The 14061-nt window shown below is 63.6% G+C and carries 16 protein-coding genes; 10 read left to right on the top strand and 6 right to left on the bottom strand.

Annotation, left to right across the window (positions count from 1 at the left end; translation table 11 throughout):
* Positions 1 to 15: 15 nt before the first annotated feature.
* From O9320_10360 to O9320_10325, 8 genes are read left to right on the top strand one after another with little or no spacing between them, the layout of a single operon-like run.
* Entirely contained in the window at positions 16 to 849 is an 834-nt protein-coding gene (locus O9320_10360) for a transporter substrate-binding domain-containing protein (protein ID MCZ8311247.1), read from the top strand.
* Positions 825 to 1760, top strand: a complete 936-nt coding sequence (locus O9320_10355; protein ID MCZ8311246.1) for an amino acid ABC transporter permease — start codon at positions 825 to 827, stop codon at positions 1758 to 1760. The genes O9320_10360 and O9320_10355 overlap by 25 nt, the downstream gene beginning before the upstream one ends.
* A complete protein-coding gene (locus tag O9320_10350) occupies positions 1757 to 3001 on the top strand; it encodes an FAD-dependent oxidoreductase (GenBank protein MCZ8311245.1) in 1245 nt (414 codons plus the stop codon). Before O9320_10355 ends, O9320_10350 begins: the two co-directional genes overlap by 4 nt.
* A gap of 37 nt (positions 3002 to 3038) precedes the next feature.
* Positions 3039 to 3647, top strand: coding sequence for an alkylhydroperoxidase (locus O9320_10345; protein ID MCZ8311244.1), 609 nt, complete (start codon positions 3039 to 3041; stop codon positions 3645 to 3647).
* A 5-nt stretch (positions 3648 to 3652) separates the two neighbouring features.
* The gene (locus O9320_10340) at positions 3653 to 4900 is read left to right on the top strand and encodes an FAD-dependent oxidoreductase (protein MCZ8311243.1); all 1248 of its coding nucleotides are present in this window, start codon (positions 3653 to 3655) and stop codon (positions 4898 to 4900) included.
* Positions 4901 to 4905: 5 nt separating this feature from the next.
* The gene (locus O9320_10335; protein MCZ8311242.1) at positions 4906 to 5130 is read left to right on the top strand and encodes a sarcosine oxidase subunit delta; all 225 of its coding nucleotides are present in this window, start codon (positions 4906 to 4908) and stop codon (positions 5128 to 5130) included.
* Positions 5127 to 7973, top strand: a complete 2847-nt coding sequence (locus tag O9320_10330) for a 2Fe-2S iron-sulfur cluster-binding protein (GenBank protein MCZ8311241.1) — start codon at positions 5127 to 5129, stop codon at positions 7971 to 7973. The genes O9320_10335 and O9320_10330 overlap by 4 nt, the downstream gene beginning before the upstream one ends.
* Positions 7966 to 8370, top strand: a complete 405-nt coding sequence (locus tag O9320_10325; protein ID MCZ8311240.1) for a hypothetical protein — start codon at positions 7966 to 7968, stop codon at positions 8368 to 8370. Before O9320_10330 ends, O9320_10325 begins: the two co-directional genes overlap by 8 nt.
* Here the strand turns inward: O9320_10325 and O9320_10320 are convergent.
* Entirely contained in the window at positions 8345 to 9355 is a 1011-nt protein-coding gene (locus O9320_10320) for an isopenicillin N synthase family oxygenase (GenBank protein MCZ8311239.1), read from the bottom strand. The genes O9320_10325 and O9320_10320 overlap by 26 nt on opposite strands.
* A 63-nt stretch (positions 9356 to 9418) precedes the next feature.
* On the opposite strand from O9320_10320, the gene O9320_10315 reads away from it, so the two are divergent.
* The gene (locus O9320_10315) at positions 9419 to 10354 is read left to right on the top strand and encodes a transcriptional regulator GcvA (GenBank protein ID MCZ8311238.1); all 936 of its coding nucleotides are present in this window, start codon (positions 9419 to 9421) and stop codon (positions 10352 to 10354) included.
* Here O9320_10315 and O9320_10310 read toward each other — a convergent pair.
* The 3 genes from O9320_10310 to O9320_10300 are packed head-to-tail and all read right to left on the bottom strand — an operon-like array spanning position 10344 to position 12564.
* Positions 10344 to 10907 carry a thiamine pyrophosphate-dependent enzyme gene (locus O9320_10310; GenBank protein ID MCZ8311237.1) on the bottom strand — a complete coding sequence of 188 codons (564 nt, stop codon included), beginning with the start codon at positions 10905 to 10907 and terminating at the stop codon, positions 10344 to 10346. The genes O9320_10315 and O9320_10310 overlap by 11 nt on opposite strands.
* Positions 10904 to 11431 (bottom strand): thiamine pyrophosphate-binding protein, encoded by a 528-nt coding sequence (locus tag O9320_10305; protein MCZ8311236.1) that lies wholly within the window; start codon positions 11429 to 11431, stop codon positions 10904 to 10906. The genes O9320_10310 and O9320_10305 overlap by 4 nt, the downstream gene beginning before the upstream one ends.
* Positions 11428 to 12564, bottom strand: a complete 1137-nt coding sequence (locus O9320_10300) for a histidinol-phosphate transaminase (protein MCZ8311235.1) — start codon at positions 12562 to 12564, stop codon at positions 11428 to 11430. Before O9320_10300 ends, O9320_10305 begins: the two co-directional genes overlap by 4 nt.
* A gap of 178 nt (positions 12565 to 12742) precedes the next feature.
* On the opposite strand from O9320_10300, the gene O9320_10295 reads away from it, so the two are divergent.
* Positions 12743 to 12895, top strand: a complete 153-nt coding sequence (locus O9320_10295) for a hypothetical protein (GenBank protein MCZ8311234.1) — start codon at positions 12743 to 12745, stop codon at positions 12893 to 12895.
* A gap of 92 nt (positions 12896 to 12987) precedes the next feature.
* On the opposite strand, the gene O9320_10290 is transcribed toward O9320_10295, so the two are convergent.
* Both O9320_10290 and O9320_10285 read right to left on the bottom strand, forming a co-directional pair.
* Positions 12988 to 13332, bottom strand: coding sequence for an ABC transporter substrate-binding protein (locus O9320_10290; GenBank protein ID MCZ8311233.1), 345 nt, complete (start codon positions 13330 to 13332; stop codon positions 12988 to 12990).
* Between the two features lie 90 nt (positions 13333 to 13422).
* Positions 13423 to 14055 carry a glutathione S-transferase family protein gene (locus tag O9320_10285; protein ID MCZ8311232.1) on the bottom strand — a complete coding sequence of 211 codons (633 nt, stop codon included), beginning with the start codon at positions 14053 to 14055 and terminating at the stop codon, positions 13423 to 13425.
* Positions 14056 to 14061: the final 6 nt, after the last annotated feature.

Genomic DNA, 14061 nt, shown 5'->3' with positions numbered 1-14061 from the left:
CAAACAGGAGACACTATGTTCAACTTCAGAAAACTGGCAATCGCGGCGGCGGCAGCCGTCGCTTTGATGGTACCGCTCGCGGCCCAGGCCCAAGACGCGCGCCAGGCGCTGTCGCAAACGAGCGCCATCGAGGACATCAAAAAACGCGGCACCTTGCGCGTCGGCATGGCCACATTCGTGCCGTGGGCGTTCCGCAACAAGGCGGGCGAACTGATCGGCTACGAGATCGACGTCGCCAAAAAGCTCGCCGAAGACATGGGCGTGCGCGCCGAGTTCGTGCCGACAGCATGGGACGGCATCATTCCGGCCCTGATCGCGGGCCAGTTCGATTTCATCATCGGCGGCATGACGATCACGCCCGCGCGCAATCTCACGGTCAATTTCACGGCCCCCTACTCGGCGACGGGCGTTGACGTGGTGGCGAACAAGCGCCTGGCAAACGGCTTTTCGACAGTCGCGGATTTCGACAAACCCAACGTCACGCTCGTGACGCGTCGCGGCTCGTCTGCGGCAGCCGCGGCACAGCGCCTGTTCCCGAAGGCGACGCTGCGCCAGTTCGACGACGACGCGCAAGCGCTGCTGGAAGTGACCAACGGACGCGCACACGGGATGATCGGCACAGTGCCGCGCCCGGTCTTCGCGGCCCTCGACAATCCCGACACGCTGTTCCAACCGTTTGCCGAGCCGCTCGTGCGCCAAGCGGACGCAATGGCGGTGCGCAAGGGCGATCCGGATTCGCTGAACTTCCTCAACAACTGGATCCAGAACCGCCAACTCGACGGTTGGCTTGCCGAACGCCAAGCCTATTGGTTCAAGGGTCGCGAATGGCGCGACCAGCAGGCGCAGTGAGCCACACCCTGCAAGACAGCCTGCCGCCGCCGGTTGACAACCGGCGGCGGTTTGGCCCTCTCGATCTGGCGATCGTGCTGTGCGTTGCGGCGGCTTGCGTCTATGTCGGCTGGCGCGCGCAGACCGTGCTCCACTACAATTGGAATTGGGCACCGGTCTGGAATTTCATCGTGCGCTACGACGCCGCGCAGGACTCTTGGGTTCCCAATCTCATCCTCAAAGGCCTATGGACTACGGTCCGCATCAGCATATGGGCCGCATTTCTCGCTGCCGTGATCGGCGGTGCGATGGGCATGGCGCGCGTGTCGCAATCGCTGTTCTTGCGCCTCGTGGCGCGCAGCTACGTCGAAGCGATCCGCAACGTGCCGCCGCTCGTCTTCATCTTCGTGGTCTATTTCTTTTTGACGAGCCAAATAGTCCCGGCACTCGGGCTCGACACGTGGGCGCGCGGCGCTTCGCCCCAGACTCGCGCCGCGATCGAACTGCTGCTCGGGCCGCCGCAATTCCTGCCTGCCCTCGTCTCGGCGGTCGTGTGCCTGGCGTTGTTCGAGGGGGCGTACGTCGCCGAAATCGTGCGCGGCGGCATCCAGTCGATCGACAAGGGCCAATGGGAAGCCGCCAAGTCGATGGGCTTTGGGCGCGGGCGCATCCTGCGGCTCGTCATTCTGCCGCAGGCGATCCAACGTACCGTGCCGCCGCTGGCAGGCCAGTTTATCTCGCTCGTCAAAGACTCCTCGATCGTGTCGCTGATCTCGATCCAGGACCTTACGTTCCTCGGCAACGAGGTGGCGGCGACCACGACGCGCATCTTCGAAGTATGGATCGTGGTGGCATTTCTTTATTTTCTGATGTGCTGGTCGCTGTCGCTGTTGTTTGCGCGGCTCGAACGGCGTTTGGGTCGCTTCAAGTGAGCGCTTCGCGCGTCGAGATCGCGATCCTGGGCGGCGGCGTCGTGGGCCTCGCATGCGCGTTTGCGCTAGCCGATGCCGGGCGCGAGGTGGCGCTGTTCGATCCGTCGCCCGGTCGAGGCGCTTCGTTCGGCAATGCAGGCGGCATCACGCCGGGCTGGGTCGCCCCCGTCGCGATGCCGGCCACGTTGCGCGCCTTGCCGCGCATGCTTCTCGACAGCGCATCGCCTTTGACGATCCGGCCGGCCTATTTGCCGCAACTGCTGCCGTGGCTATGGCATTTTGTGTGGGCGGCCCGCCCGCATCGCGTCGAAGCGATCTCAAAAGCGCTTGCCGCCCTCACACTCGACGCATGCGACATATGGGCCGCGTTTGCCGGGCGTGCGGGATTAGCGCATCTGCTGCGCCGCCAGGGTCTGCTTTACGTCTATGCCAAGCAAACGAGCCGCGACGGTGCGGAACCGGCGCATGCGCTGCGCCGCAAGCGCGGCGTGCGTCTCGAAGAAGTCGACAGGGCTTGGCTGCAGAATTTTGCGCCGATGCTCGCACCCGAGTATCGCTTCGGCGTTTTTGCGCCCGATGCCGGGCATGTCGTCGATCCGGGCGCGCTCTGCGACGGACTTGCGGCTTCCTTCGAAGCCAAAGGCGGGCGCATCGTGCGCGCGCGCATCGATCGCATTGCGCCGGAGGCGAATGGCGTTGCCTTCAGCACGCAAGGCGGCGATTGGCGGTGCGACAAGTTCGTGCTGGCGGCCGGCGCCCATTCGAAGCCTTTTGCGGCGGCACTGGGCGCCAAAGTGCCGCTCGACGTGGAACGGGGCTACCACGCGATGCTGCCGCGTCCCGGCCTCGAACTTCCCGCCCAGCTCATCGACGGTGAAGGCAAATACGCGGTCACATCGATGGCCGGCGGGCTTCGCCTTGCAGGCACGGTCGAACTGGCCGGGCTCGATCTGCCACCCGACTATCGGCGCGCGGAACAGCTAATAGCGAGCGCCAAGCGCCTGATGCCCGCACTCGACGCGAGCGATCCCAGCCTGTGGATGGGGTTCCGGCCGTCGCTGCCCGACGGGCTACCCGTGCTCGGCCCTGCACCGGCAACGTCACGCGCCGTCTTTGCCTTCGGACACGCGCATCTGGGTGTGACGCTCGCCGCAAAAACCGCCAGCATTGTCGCCGACCTCGTCGCGGGCAAAACGCCGCCGATCGATCTTTCGCCGTTTTCACCGTTGCGCTACGCCTGATCGCCTCATCGACAAAAACCATCAAGGAGACGCCAAGATGACTGCCTGGATCCAGATGCTGCAATACGACGAATCGTCCGGCTATCTGCGCGAGCTCTACGACCGCGTCAAAGGTCCGGGTGGTGCGATCGACAACGTGATGAAGATCCACTCGCTGCGCCCGCATACGATGGAGGGGCACAGCGCGCTCTACAAAAGCGTGCTGCACCATTCGGGCAATTCCCTGCCGGTGTGGTTCCTCGAATGCCTCGGCATCTATACGAGCCTGGCCAACCGCTGCGATTATTCGGTCGCCCACCATTTTGCCGGCTTGACGCGTCTGCTCAAGGACGAAGATCGCGCCAAAAAGATTTACGCGGCCTTGGCCGGGCGCGAGCCGGAGAAAATCTTCGACGGCAAGGAGCTTGGGCTCCTGCGCTACGTTCACAAGCTGACGCTCGAACCGCAGCGCATGGCCGAAAGCGACGTGCTCGCGGCACGCAACGCAGGCGCAAGCGATGCCGAAATCTTCGAAGCGAACCAAGTCTGCGCCTATTTCAACTATTCCAATCGGCTGCTCAACGGTCTTGGCGTTACGACGGCGGGCGACCTGCTCGGCTTCTCGCCGCCCAACAGCGACAAGCTCGACGATTGGGAGCATGTCTGAGCAACATGTCTGCCTATTCAATCTTCGCTCTGGCGCGTAACGCGCTCTCCGGCCATCGCAACTGGCCGCGCGCCTGGCGCAGCCCTGCCCTTCGCAGCCGCTACGACATCGCCATCGTCGGTGCCGGTGGGCACGGGCTGGCAACGGCCTACTACTTGGCGCGCCGCCATGGCCTGCGCGACATCCTCGTCGTCGATAAGGGATGGATCGGTGGCGGCAATACCGGGCGCAACACCGTGACGATCCGAGCCAACTATCTGCGCGAGCCGTCGATCCGCCTGCATGCAGAGGGCTTGCGCATGTGGCGCGAGATGTCGGGCGAGCTCGGTTTCAACGCGATGTTCTCCCAACGCGGCCAAATCGACCTCATCCAGACCTGGGCCAAGCTGCGCGACGTCAAACGCCGCCAATCGATCCTGCATTTGGCAGGCGTGCCGTTCGACATCCTGACGCCACGCGAGGCGCAAGCGCATGTGCCGATCCTCGATCTCGACGGACCCAAGCGCCTGCCGATCCTCGCCGCGACCTGGCATCCGACGGCGGGTGTCGCGCGCCACGACGCGGTTGCCTGGGGCTATGCGCGCGCTGCCGACGCGTTGGGCGTGGATATCGTGCAAAATTGCGAAGTGACCGCCATCCGACGCGAGGGCGGGCGCGTCGCAGGCATCGAGACCACGCTAGGCTTCGTTGCTGCGCCCAAAGTGGCGCTAGCCGTTTCAGCGCATGCAAGCGTGCTGGCGCAAACCGCCGATGTGCGCCTTCCGATCGAGACCGTGCCGCTGCAGGCTTTTGTGTCGGCACCGTTGAAGCCGATGCTGTCTTGCATCGTCAATTGCCCCGGTTCGGTCTATCTGAGCCAGTCGGACAAAGGCGAATTGGTCATCGGCGGCGGATCAGATCCCGTATCTTCTTACGTGCAGCGCGGCGAGTTTGCCGTCCTCGAGCGCGTCGTCTCGAGCTTGGTCGAGTTGTTTCCGGTCTTGGGTCGCGTCGCGTTGCTGCGCCAATGGGCGGGTGCGATCGATCTGTGCCACGACACCTCGCCCATCGTTTCGAAATCACCGGTCGAAGGGCTCTATCTCAATATCGGCTGGGGCTCGGGCGGCTTCAAGGCGATACCCGCCGGCGGAGCCGCGTTCGCCGATCTCGTCGCGAACGATGCGCCAAGTTCGGCGATCGAGGCTTTTGCGCTGGCACGGTTCGAACGCGGCCGCCCGCTCTACGAGACCGCCGGCGCGTCGAACCGGGATTGAACGCGATGCAGCTTGTCCCCTGCCCGCATTGCGGCCCGCGCGAACAAGGCGAATTCGTTTGCCTGGGCGAAGCGCCCGCCCATCCAGTCGCGCGCGAAAATCTCGCACGCGAGCTTTACGGCCGCATCAACGCCAAAGGCATTGCGGCGGAGCTGTGGTGGCATCGCCATGGCTGTCGGCAATGGCTGCGTCTAACCCGCGACAGCGCTTCAAATCGGTTTGCGCCGTGAGCGGCTATCGTCTCGAAAGCATCGCGCAGAGCGAACGCGTCGTGGCGACGTTCGACGGGATGCCGCTCAAAGCGCGACGCGGCGAAAGCTTGGCGGCGGCCCTGCTCGCAAACGGCATTTCCGTCACCGGCCGGAGCTTCAAATACCATCGCCCGCGCGGCATCGCCGGCTACGGCTGGTGCGAGCCCAATATCCTGGTCCAAACGTCCGAAGGAACCTTCCCTGCAGCTCAGCTGCAAGTCGCCGATGGCCTGAAGGCGCGCAGCATCAATTGCTGGCCGTCGGCCCGCTTCGACGTCGCAAGCGTGCTCGGCGCATTCGGCGCATTGATGCCAGCCGGCTTCTACTACAAAACCTTTCGCGGACCGCGCGGTCGGATGTGGCCGCTGTTCGAGCCCGCGATCCGCGCTCTGGCTGGCCTCGGCACACTGCCCAAAACCGCGAAACCGCTCGCTTCTCTCAAACGCTTCGCGTATTGCGATGTGCTGGTGATCGGCGCCGGCCCGGCAGGTCTTGCGGCAGCTGAAGCAGCTTCGGAAAATCCGGCCGCGCGCGTGTGGCTGATCGAAGCCTTAAGCGCTACGCCAGCGACAGCCGCGTTGCGCAATCGACACAATGTCCACATTCTACACGATACAGTGGCGACGGGGCGCTACGATGGCGGCTTGATCGTGGCTTTGGAACGCCCGCGCTCCGGCGGTCTGGAAATGCGGCTGTGGAAAATCCGCGCGCGTTCCATTGTGGTCGCAACGGGCGCATTCGAGCGCCCGTTCGTCTTCGACGGCAACGATAGGCCCGGCGTTATGCTCCTCACAGCCGTTGCCGCCTATGCGCAGCACGACAAGGTCGCCTGCGGTCGACGTATTGTCGCGACGGTCAACAATGGTGCGGCATATGCCGATATTTCCGCACTCGCGGCCGCCGGCGTTACAGTCGTCGCAATCGCCGATCTGCGCGACGAGATCGAGCCCGAGCACAGGGATTTCGCCGCGCACAACGGCATCGCTCTCTATCCCGGACACGGCGTTGTCGCCGCATCGGGTGCCCCTTTGCACAAGGTTCGCATCGCACCACTCGGCCAACCAGCGCGCGGGCTGGAGCTTGCCTGCGATACGCTGGCGATGGCTGGAGGCTGGACGCCGGCCGTGCATCTGCATTCGCACGCCGGCGGCAAACTGCGCTTCGACCGAGCGATCGCGGCGTTCGTTCCCGATGGCCCGCACGAGAACTGCTGGAGTGCCGGTGCGTGCAACGGCCGTTTCGCCCACGATGATGTTGTCGCCGACGGCCGACATACGGGCCTCGTTGCGTGCGCTGCAACAGGTTTTGCCGCATCGCCCGGTACGCCACCGAAAGCGCCAGTTCCGTCGCCGGGTGCGCTATTGGCGCGCTGGGAAACCGGCGACGGAACGGGCAAGGCATTCGTCGATGTCGCCGCCGACGTCACAGCCGACGACATTCGCCTTGCTGTCCGCGAGGGCTACGATTCGGTCGAGTTGATGAAGCGCTACACGACGGCGGGCATGGCACCCGACCAGGGGCGCTTCGGCAACATGAACGCGATCGACGTGCTGGCGCGCGCGCGCGACATCGCACCGGCCGCTGCCGGTACAACGACCTATCGGCCGCCTTTTGTGCCGCTGCCTTTCGGGGCAATTTCGGATTTTGGTGGCGCGCTGCTGAAACCGTCGCGCACCACCACGCTTACCGCGTGGCACGAAGCCGAAAACGCCGTCATGTACGAGGCCGGCGCCAATTGGCGACGGCCCGGCTACTATCCACGCGCAGGCGAGGATCTGGACGCCGCGACAAGGCGCGAGTGCCGCGCCGTGCGCAACACCGCGGGCATCTACGATTCTTCGCCGCTCGGTAAGTTCGAAATTGTCGGCCCCGATGCCGGCGCATTTCTCGATTTCGTCTATTGCACGCGCCTCTCCGATCTCAAACCCGGATTTGGGCGCTATGGCTTGCAGCTGCACGAAGACGGACGGCTGTTTGACGACGGCATCGTGTTTCGACTCGGCCCCGATCGATTTTTTGTAACGACTACGACCGGTAATGCCGATGCCTGCCTCCAGCGCTTTTGTTATGCGCGTCAGATCCTGCGGCCCGATCTTGCGGTGCATGTGTTGCCGGTGACCGAACAATGGGCCGATCTTGTGCTCTGCGGGCCGCGCGCACACGAGGTCCTCAATGCGGCAGGTGTGGAACTGCCGGCGGAGTTTCCATTCATGGCGATCGCCGACGCCCGTATCGCGGGCTGCGACGTGCGTGTCGCGCGCGCCGGTTTCACCGGCGAAGTCTCGTTCGAGATATTTGCGCCCGCGCGGGCAGCACCTGACCTCTGGCTTCGATTGCTGGAGGCAGGAAAAGCTTATGGCCTAACACCCGTCGGCTCGGAAGCAAATCACGTGCTGCGCATCGAAAAAGGCTATGTCTCCGTCGGGCACGATTGCGACGGAATTGCCGACCCGGACGATCTGGGTTTGCGCTTTGCCGTGCACATCGAAAAGGCTGATTTCATCGGCAAGCAGGCCGTGCAGCGCAATCGCGCGGATCAGGGCGGACGGCCACAACGCGTAGGCCTTTTGGCACGCGACCCAAACTTTGTGCTGCCCGAGGGTGCTGCGATCCTGAAGCCCGATGCAGCCGCAAGCCGCGGCTATGTGACGGCAAGCTGCTGGAGCGATACGCTCGGCCGCTCGCTTGCAATGGGCCTGCTCGAAGACGGGCGCAAGCGCATTGGCAGCGAAGTTGCGATCTCGCTGCCGGGCGGAATTGCGCACGCCACGGTCGTCGCACCGGTTTTCTTCGATCCCAAAGGAGAACGCCAGCGTGGCTAAAACGACCGTCGCCGCTTTGCCGCCCGAAACGCTGACGGCAATCCTTTCGCCGCTGCGGCCCGATGTGCCGCATTTGGCGATCGAGCCCAACCTTTCGCTTGTTTTGAGCACATGTGCGCCGCCGCCCGGCGGCTACGCGATCGACATGTCGCACGGATACGTCGCCTTTGCCGTCGAAGGGCCGAGTGCTGCCGCGTTGCTCGCGCAAGGGATTGCGCTCGATTTCGACAGGTTGCCCGCCGATTTTGCAGGCCGCACACGGCTTGGCGAGATCGCGATCGTGCTCCAACGACGCGCAAATGGCTATGTGCTGCGTTGCGAGCGATCCTACGGTGAATGGCTAGCCGGGTGGCTCGCCGAAGCGTTGCGGATCAGGATTTTGTCTGGCGATACTTGAAGGCCTTGCCGAAGCGCTCGATGATATAGTCGCCGCAGGTGGTCGGCGGATATTTCGCGTCGGCAGGATCGTCGAGCAGATCGCGCGGATCAATTTTCGTGTCGGGATGCGGATCGAAGAACACAGCCATCGAATAGCGCGTACGCCCTGACGCATTGACCACACGGTGCGCATTCGAGTTGAGTCGACCGTTCGTCCAACGCTGCATCAGATCGCCGATATTGACGACCAGGGTATCCGCAATCGGATGCGCCGTGACCCACTGGCCGCTTTTGGCGAGCACCTGCAAGCCGCCCACATCGTCCTGCGACAGCAATGTGAGGCCGCCGTAATCGGTGTGCGGCGCCACGCCGAACTGCATTTCGCCCAGATCGGCAGGCTGCGGCGGATAGTAGATCGCCGAGCCGCGCGCCAACGGCTTCGCGAACGAGGCCGCGAAAAACGAAGGATCGCGCCCCAGTGCTGCGGCGAGCCCCGTCAGCAGGCGCTGGCCGCACGCACAGATCGCGAGATAGTAGGCGTAGAGTGCGGCCTGCATTTCGGGCATCTCGGCAGGCCACTGGTTGGGTCCCATCAACGGCTTGTCGGCCGCCACGTCGGGATCCTCGGCCGGCAGCTCGAGACCCCAAAGGAAACTTTCTTTGAGATCGATCTTGGCGCCGCGATACATTTTGGCTTCGCCTACCGAAAGAAAGCCGCGATGGCGCGCATCGATCGTCACGCGGCGCTTCTGCTCTTCGGATTGCGCGAAGAACGCGCGGCTGGCCGCGTAGGCGCGCGCAGTTATTGCCGCATCGACGCCGTGGTTGGCGACGTAGAAAAACCCGATCTCTTCGGCCGCTTGGCGCATCGCCATACCAACCGCCAATATCTGGGCAGGATCGCCCGATACCAAGCCGCCGACATCGACAACCGGGATTTCATCGATGGAAATTTCGGTTGCGCGCGCATAAGCCATGGTGCTGCTTTCATCGACTTTATTCATGAGCGACTGTCTGTTACTCTGAAAATACCCAGCTATATAGACAAACTCAAGTGAGCATCGTTCATGCCTGTATCGCCGCTTCGCATCTTGCCGCCGATCTCCGCTTTGCGCGCCTTCGAGGCGGCGGCACGGCTGGGCAGTTTTACGATGGCAGCCGAAGAGTTGGGCCTCACCCAAAGCGCCATCAGCCACCAAATCCACAGCCTCGAGGACCAACTTGGGTTCGAACTGTTCCATCGCGAGCCGCGGCGCATCACGCTGACGCCCAAAGGCGACGCGCTGGCAGTCGCGGTGCGCGAGGGCTTGCGTGTCGTCGCCGACTCAATCCGCGAATTGACTACGGCCGACACGGGCCCGCGCCTCACCGTCTCCACCCTGCCCGGCTTTGCCGTGAAGTGGCTGTTCCCGCGGTTGATCCGCTTCGATGCGCAGCATCCCGAGATCGAACTGGCGATCGCGACGACAGGGCAGCTGGCGGATTTCAGCCAAGGCGAGGCAGATGTGGCGATCCGCTACGGTACCGGCCGCTATCCGGGTCTGCATGTCGAAAAGATTCTCGACGAAACGATGTTTCCGGTCTGCGCGCCGCGCTTGATGGACGGGCCGAAGGGCCTACGGAAACCGGCCGACATCAAAAATGTGCCGTTGCTGCACGACGACATCATGCGCTTGAGCGACCGGATGCCGGGCTGGCAGAGTTGGATCGAAGCGGCCGGAATTGCAAATGTCGATCTCGCAAAAGGCCGCCGGTTCGGCCAGTCCAACATGTCGATTCAGGCGGCGATCGAGGGACTTGGCGTCGCACTTGGCCGGCTGCCGCTCGTTGCAGACGATTTGGCCGCCGGGCGGCTGGTGCGCCCTTTCGATCTCGCGATACCCAGCGGCTATGACTACTATTTTGTGTGTCCGCAGCGCCAGCTTTCGGCACCAAAAATAGCGGCATTCCGCACGTGGCTTCTCGCCGAGACGGCCGCCTTCATCGAGACGGCTAGCGCGTGAACGCCGCTTTGAAGCGCTGGCGCGCCGGAGCACCATGGATGAAGGCGTAGTCTTGCGGACTGGGTGCACCCGCCTCGACGCGCAATGCGCGGAAAATGGGGCCTTCGCCTGCGAGGATTTCGGGCAGATCGGCAGCAAAGGCATCGAGCGACGCGATCATGCGGGCATTGGCAAGGCCTGCACCTTTGGCAATGGCGGCAAAATCGAGATTCGCCTGCCCCGGGAGCGGATGACTGCCGTTGGCTTCGTACACACCGTTTTCGCACACAAGATGCACAAAATTGCGCGGTGACGCCGCCGCCACGCTTGCGAGGCTGCCGAGATTCATCAGCAAGCTGCCGTCGCCGTCGAGCACGATAACGCGCTTGTCGGGGCGCCCCAAGGCGAGCCCCAGACCGTGCGAGGAGGCAAGGCCCATGGCACCGATCGAAACGTAATTGAGATCGCGCGGCGCCATCGCCATCCAATCGAACGCCGCTTGATAGGTCGCCACAATCGCTTCGTCGCGGACCATGGCTGCCAACAGGCGCAGACATTCATCGCGCTTCATCATGCGGCCCCGCCTTCCGCCGACGGCGGCTGGCCGATGAGCAGGCAAACCGGCTGCGAGGTTTCGTAGGCGCGTGCGATGGCCAGCGCGATTTCGCGTTCGTCCGGCGCATGTTCGATCCAACGATGCGCAACACCCATCGCCTCGAGGATAGGCTCCACTATGCGAACGCCGTATTTTGCCGATTGACGCGGGGCGACGTCCGGCTCCTTGCCCTGCATGCCCACCAGTATCACGACGGGCTGTTCGTATTCCACGCCGACCGCGCGCAGCGCGTTGATGGAATCGAGCAGTCCCGTCTGCTGGATCAGCAGCACGGCGCGGCGCCCGGCAAAGGCAAGCCCTGCGCAGATCGCAATGCCTTCGTCTTCCTTGCAAATGCGAACGAGTTTGATGTCGGCATCGCGCGAGAGCGGCCACAAAAGTCCGTCGCTGGTGACGATGTCGGGCACCGCAACGACGAACTCGACGCGCGCTTTTTTGAGCTCGGCAATAATCGTCGCACCGCGCATCGGCAGTTTTTTCATGTACGGCCCGCAAGATGGTCGGCCAAGGCTCCGAGTGTCGCGTCGGTGTCGGCGGCAAGACCGACGCCGATGCGCAACTCGCACAGATGTGCCGGGTCGCGCCAGTCGCGCACCAAAATTCCGCGTGTCTCGAGGGCCACCATCGCCGCAGAAGCCGACCCCGGCATCACACACGACACGAAATTGGCCGCCGACGGCAATACGGCCACACCGAGTGCGGCCAAACCATCGGCCAAACGTTGGCGCTCGGCAGCATTCCTGTCCAACAGCTCACTAAGGTAAGGTTGGTCGCGATAGGCCGCCAATGCGGCGGCCTGGCTCAAGGTCGGCACGTTGAATTGAAGCTTGACGCGGCGCAACGCCTGGGCGACCGAATCGTCGCCGCAGATTGCGTAGCCGACCCGCAAAGCCGCCAGCGCATACGCTTTCGAGAAAGTTCGCGTCGACAGCCAAGGTCCTTTGCGCGCGCGCAGCAGTGCCAGCGTGTCCGGTCCACCCGCGTGGCGGCCAAACTCGAAATACGCCTCGTCGAGATAGAGCAATACATTGTCGGGAACGCCTTCGACGACGGCGCGCAATGCCGCCTCGCCCATCATGCCACCCGACGGTGGGTTGGGCGTGCAGCAAAAGACAAGCCGCGTGCGCGGGCCGATCGCGGCCAGAATTGCGGCTGCGTCGCACGCCCCACCGGCATCAAGTGCGACGCGCCTGATCTGGGCGCCCGCAAGCCGCGTCGACAAGCCGTAGCGCGGAAAACTTGGCGCCGGGACAACGGCCTCGTCGCCGGGCGCCAATGCGACCTGGCAGATCAATTGGATCAACTCGTCGCTGCCGCATCCCAGCACGATGCGTCCGGCTGGCATCTCCGCATCGCGCGCGATCGCATCGACAAGGTCGCGACCATAAATGTTGGGATACCGATTGAGATCGTGCATTGCGGCGGCGATCGCCTCGGCGACGCGCGGCGATGGCGGATAAGGCGATTCGTTGAGATGGATGAGGCGCGGCCGACGTGCTGGATCCGGATAGTCCGAAAACGTCGTCGGCCCCTTGTAAGGCGGTAGTTCGCGAACAGTCTGCGACGCCCACTGCAACGCAGACCGCTCCGCGCCGCCCGATTTATCTGCCGTCATGCCCAAGAAATTCCTCCCAACCGTGCGGACCAAAGCCTAGAACGCGTCTTGCTCCCTGTCGAATGAGTTTGCCTGACATGCGCCGTCGCGGAATTCATGGTCCCCGTGCGACGTAGCGGCGCGCCTCGGCATTGCGCAGCAAACGGCCCAACTTTTCGAGCCCCGGGGCGCACCCCCGGTGAGTCGGCCGATCTCGCATGACGTCTCGAGCAAGGCCGCGATCTCCAACGACCGTCCCGCCTCGAAATCCTATAAGGTCGAGGTTCGAATGTTGGCCATGCCCGACATCATTGCGATGCGCGCCTCGATCCCGATCGATGGTGTGACCTGACCGGATTTTCTTGGACCAGGCTGATTGAGGTAGTCAGTTTGGAAAGGAGCCCGAAAAGATACCCAAGAAGCGACATAGCGCCGAGCAGATCATCACGTAGCTACGGCAGATCGACGTGCTGGTGGCGCATCGTGCATCGTTATCGGCGCGCCGTCGTGGAACTTGACGCCCGCACGCAGCTTGAACTCCCACACCAGCGGCGCTTCGACCAGGCACCACGATTCGGCCTGCGACGGGCGCAGTTCTTCGTTGGCGCCCATGCGCACCAGCGAGCCGAACATATGCATGCGCACATCGACATTGGGACCGATTTCGGCGGCGTGCGGATCGATGACGGTCGGCGGGGTTGCCATGCCGATCTTAATGTCGGCGGCATGGCCCGATGTCGACGCCAGAACCAGCCACAACAGTATCGCGAACACGAAACACTTGATCATCGCAAAGGCTCTCGGCGTTTGTCCGACATTCGATATAATAACTGACGCAAATCCCTCGCACTTGCGAGACCGATGCCGTCGGGCGCCGTTTCAGCGTTTGGATGCAATCCAAGCGGCAACGGTGGTGCGATAGGGCCCCAGCAGGCTTTCGAAGACCGGATGTGCCGCCATCGCCTGGCGCCAGCGCGTGACGCGCTGCGTATACGACACAGACCAGCCGAACACCGGTTCGAGGGCATCGAGAATCGCAAAACTCGCGGGAAATGCACAGTCTGCCAAGGTCGGCGAAATTCCGACCGCATACGGACCTTCGGGATCGAGCTCGGCTTCGAGCAACGTCAGGGCAGCGGCAATCCCGGCAGCGGCGTCTTGCGGCGGTTGGCCGCTCGCGACGGCCCCGAAACACGCGCGCAGCTTGGGCTCAAAACGCAGATCGTGCAGCCGCCCCAAAAAGCGCGCGCGCGCCCGGCCGCGCGGATCGGCAGGCAGCAAACGCGGCTGCGGAAAGCGATCCTCGAGATATTCGAGGATCGTGTCCGACTCAGCCAGAATGAAATCGCCGTCGACCAACGCTGGAACCGTTCCGGCAGGCACAATCGCGCGATATTCAGCACTGCGATAGCCGCCGGGCGGTTCACGGATGTCGAGTGCCAAGCCTTTCAACGCGGCGGCGATGCGGACTTTGAGGCTGTAGCTCGACAAAGCGGTCGCATAGAGGAACATCGCAAA

Origin of the sequence: Magnetospirillum sp. (assembly GCA_027532905.1) — a bacterium.
In the GTDB taxonomy this organism is placed as follows: domain Bacteria; phylum Pseudomonadota; class Alphaproteobacteria; order CACIAM-22H2; family CACIAM-22H2; genus Tagaea.
Note: the sequence above shows the minus strand (reverse complement) of the source record. Positions and strands in the feature narration are given on the sequence as shown.